Raw genomic sequence first — 3,813 nt, 5'->3', positions numbered from 1 at the left:
CAAGCTGCCGCACGACGCGCTCATTTGAAACTAAAACTGCAACTGTAATGCTAGGCCGGCGACGTCACATCACAATCGATTCATTGATCACAGCATGTGCTCTAATTCTTCAAGCCTTACTTATAGCTTATCACTTTCTCGAGACCCGTGGCAGCTTCCAAGAGGTATCGATCTTTCCCACATGCAGCATCAAAGCTTAACCCTACTGGGAGAGCGCCTTTAGGAGCAACCGGGATAGTAATCGACGGAAGCGCCGCGTTACTGGCGAGGTCGGTGTTTCTGATGCACTCAGCAAAGATGTCTGGGTGCGCGGCCTCAGAAACAAGCGGTACCGCTTGGGGGACCGTCGGATAAGCTAGCAGATCAATATCGTCCAAGTCAAAAAGCGCATTAATTTTCCGCCGCAATCGTCCGACATTGGAAATTGCCTCAGCATAATTCGCGGGCGTAATTAGCCCACCACCCAAGTGCGCATGAATTATACCGCGAACGTTCTCGTCGCGAATATCCTCGAAAACCTCAGAAATTTTTTCTTCCCAACCTAGCGAGACTAATGTCCTTGGGAAGTCCAAGAAGAATTCGTAGAGCGGGACCGTAAAGGTGATCGTCCGGCTCAGTTCAAGTATCGAGGTATCGTCTACCTCCAGGCATTGATGTTCGACAGACTTTAAGCTATCAATTGCTGCACGGCAAACCGACTTGACGTCGGCGTCGAGCCCGGTCCATAGTGAAGACGGCAGGCCTATTCGCAAAGGCGACTTATCAGGAGCCGTCATCGGTTCGTCCGATGAGAGATGGCTATAGACAAAAAGGGCATCTGCCGCACTTCGAGTCAGCAAACCGGGCGAATCTTTGGTTCTCGATACCGGAATGATGCCGGACGATGACCATCTCCCGCTTGTGGGCCTGAAACCGGTGATGCCGCAAAAAGATGCAGGTATCCTTACCGAACCACCAGTATCGGTACCAACTGCCAACAACACAATTCCTGCAGCCACAGCGGCGGCACCCCCACCACTGCTACCTCCAGCGCAATAGCCAGGCGCTGCCGGGTTTCCTACGGTTCCCCATTGGGCATTTACCGACGTGATACCAAAACTCAGCTCGTGCATGTTGTTCTTGCCGGAGACCACCGCTCCCAAGGCTTTCAGCTGCCTGACAATTTCAGCATCACGCGGAGCGATGCAGGCCGCCATTGCTGACGTCCCGACGGTGACCGGTTGCCCTTCAACACAGATGTTATCTTTGAAAGAGACCGGTATCCCAAAAAGTGGAGCGTCCACACAGGCCGCATCCGGCTTGGTAAAAGATTGCTCAATGCCACGTTCTTGGATGAAACAATTGAGCTGACTGTGTCGCAGCATCGCTGCTAATGTCGATTCTCTGATTTCCAACACCGAAGTTTCCCTGGCGTGTATTTGATGGCAAATCTTCTCGATATTAGACGTTGCAAACATTTAAGTAGCCTTATTTAAAGGAAGATAAATCTACCGGTTCTCAATATCGATAAGCGGAATCCATCTCATCAATAGGGTTCCCCTGTAAGAGTTGGCCGCCACAGCTGCGTATGACAGCACACGCGGCATTCAAGCCCGTTTGTACTGCGCCCTCAACCCAGCCACCGGTAAAGGAGCATCCACATCCTGCTAGATAAAGGCCCGTGTCTTCTTCCGGTCTTTTTGCGGTAGCAAATTGGAAAAATAGCCGCTGTGAAAAGATGTCTTCCCCAGGATAATTGAGCTTAAAAGCACCTACTGCATAGGGATCCATTAGCCAATCGTGCTGCAGGACGTGACGTTCATAGTCACCTTTCGCCGGAACTAAATGGCGGGCGAAATCACCGCAAACTGTGGCCAGATCATCGACTAGACGCTGGCACCTTTCTTTTTTGTCCAGGATGGAAAGCATTTTGTTTGCATCATCTTCCCATGTGTAGCTTAACAGGACCACGCCCTTACCATCAGGTTTATCTGGCTGATAGTCTAAGCAGTAGACCCCCCTAGCAAGGCCGTCAGACAGGATAGTTGTCGGCAAGCCCTCTTTTAACCAGAACTTGTTTTCCGTAAGCATAAACAGCTTGGAAGATCCGGTAAGGTGGGTCCGTCTGACCGCTCGCAAAACCTCATTGTTAAGAAATGTTTCATCCGTCGTAAGACGATGGGCCAGTTCCATGGTCCGATTGCTTGTGGTGACGATGACGCGGTCAAAGGGCTCGACCTGCCCTCCTGAGCATGTCACAAGTATCTGGCCACCCTGTTTGGAGATACCGCTGACATGACCGTTGCGCACACGCTGCCGCAAACTCAGACCGTGAAATTCCTGTTCAGCAAACCGTTTCACTAAAAGGGAAATCCCTCCAATAATCATGCGCTGGTCGTCCTCGTACCCGTTGATCACCAGACGCAGTATCTCGGTAAAGGCGGCTTGGTACACAGGTAAAAAGCCTCCAGATCCAATCCCCAGAGATCCGAAAAGCTCAAAGTCTTCTGGCCTTTTCCAGGGAACGCGCCCTGGCGGCCGCGGCCCGGTAAAGATGGCGACCAAGGCTGAATAAAAGGAGGCGTCGCGAAACGAATCCAGCCAAGCCTGCCAAGCCTCACGAGCCTCGTCAAAGCGGCGCGACCGAAGCAACTTTGTGATTTTAGCCGGCGCGAGCAGTTGAATACCTTCGTGCACGTAACCGTCGTTTATCAAAGCTTGCCATCCTTGATCAACGCGCCTGAACAAAGGCGGCGGAGGCCCGCCAGCCTGCCATAGGTAACGCTCACCTCGGTAATGTATCTCAGTATCCACGATGCCCGGATCGGGAAATGAAGCTGCGGTATCTATCCTGAATTTGTCCAGATAATAAAACAGACAGGTCGCGCTGGAAGGAAAGCGCATAGCACCCATCTCGGCAATGAGATTCGGTTCGAGCGGGTCGAAGATTTGTGACCAAGCCCTTCCACCCATGCGATCTCGCGCCTCAAACAGCACGAGATCTGTTACCCCGGCCCGCAAAAGTTCAGTCGCCGCCACCAAGCCACTGATGCCAGCGCCCACAATGCCGACTCGGGGACGGCGGCTGTTTTGGGCAACGCTCCCAATACGACCTTCACAATCCCTCAATCGCAAAAACGATCCATAATCATAGAGAAGATCGATACTCGGTAATGAAGCTACTGGGATGGTACTGTTCAGCATATTGCTCTCCGATGATGACAATGTTTTCTCGAAAGCCAGTTTCGCCTCGGAATGCCTGCCCCTTAAATCGGTACGCCGTGGTTACAGCTTAAAGGTGCCTGCTCATACGGCGTCACAATCAGCGACGTGTTTCCAGGAAGAAGCTTGCCCCCTTGCCTACTTAGCGATAGCGGATCTCGCTAACCGAAGTTGCCACAGCGCATGTATTGATCAGTCGCAATCGTAAACGTAGACGTATTCGAACTAGACAATACAGTATATGTGGAATTAAATATAGCAATTTGTCTCTCAGACACCATCTCAGAGGGCGTACTGGATTGCAATACGAATAACGCTATTGATATTTATGCATCATTAATATAATCTTATTGATTTTTATCCTTAATTCAAGAGATTTCCTTTTACAATTTTGTTTCATTTGACATCGGTTCGCCTGCCTGTCGGTCGAAGCGATCGGCAAGGCAGGCAGGCGAACCGATGTCAGAGTCGGACTCGAAAAGTCGTCTATGATCTCGATACCTTGCAAGTGTCTGGGTTATCAGGCGAATGCGGGCAATCAGAATCCATACCTCTGGGGATGCACGGATGCACGGATGCACGGATGCACGGATGCACGGATGCACGGATGCA

At 51.2% G+C, this 3,813-nt stretch carries 2 protein-coding genes; both read right to left on the bottom strand.

All coding sequences use genetic code 11. From position 1 onward, the window contains the following. Positions 1-116: 116 nt before the first annotated feature. Positions 117-1,457 carry an amidase family protein gene (locus EQW76_RS28445; RefSeq protein ID WP_142832576.1) on the bottom strand — a complete coding sequence of 447 codons (1,341 nt, stop codon included), beginning with the start codon at positions 1,455-1,457 and terminating at the stop codon, positions 117-119. A gap of 40 nt (positions 1,458-1,497) precedes the next feature. After that, entirely contained in the window at positions 1,498-3,183 is a 1,686-nt protein-coding gene (locus EQW76_RS28440; protein ID WP_142832575.1) for an NAD(P)/FAD-dependent oxidoreductase, read from the bottom strand. Positions 3,184-3,813 lie beyond the last annotated feature (630 nt).

The sequence above is a fragment of the Rhizobium sp. rho-13.1 genome (genome assembly GCF_007000305.1).
In the GTDB taxonomy this organism is placed as follows: domain Bacteria; phylum Pseudomonadota; class Alphaproteobacteria; order Rhizobiales; family Rhizobiaceae; genus Rhizobium; species Rhizobium rhododendri.
This window is presented reverse-complemented; position numbering and strand designations above follow the sequence as displayed.

Excerpts from the sequence above, each read along its gene's own strand:
- EQW76_RS28440 (WP_142832575.1), bottom strand. The coding sequence starts at position 3,183 with ATGCTGAACAGTACCATCCCAGTAGCTTCATTACCGAGTATCGATCTT.
- EQW76_RS28445 (WP_142832576.1), bottom strand. The coding sequence starts at position 1,457 with ATGTTTGCAACGTCTAATATCGAGAAGATTTGCCATCAAATACACGCC.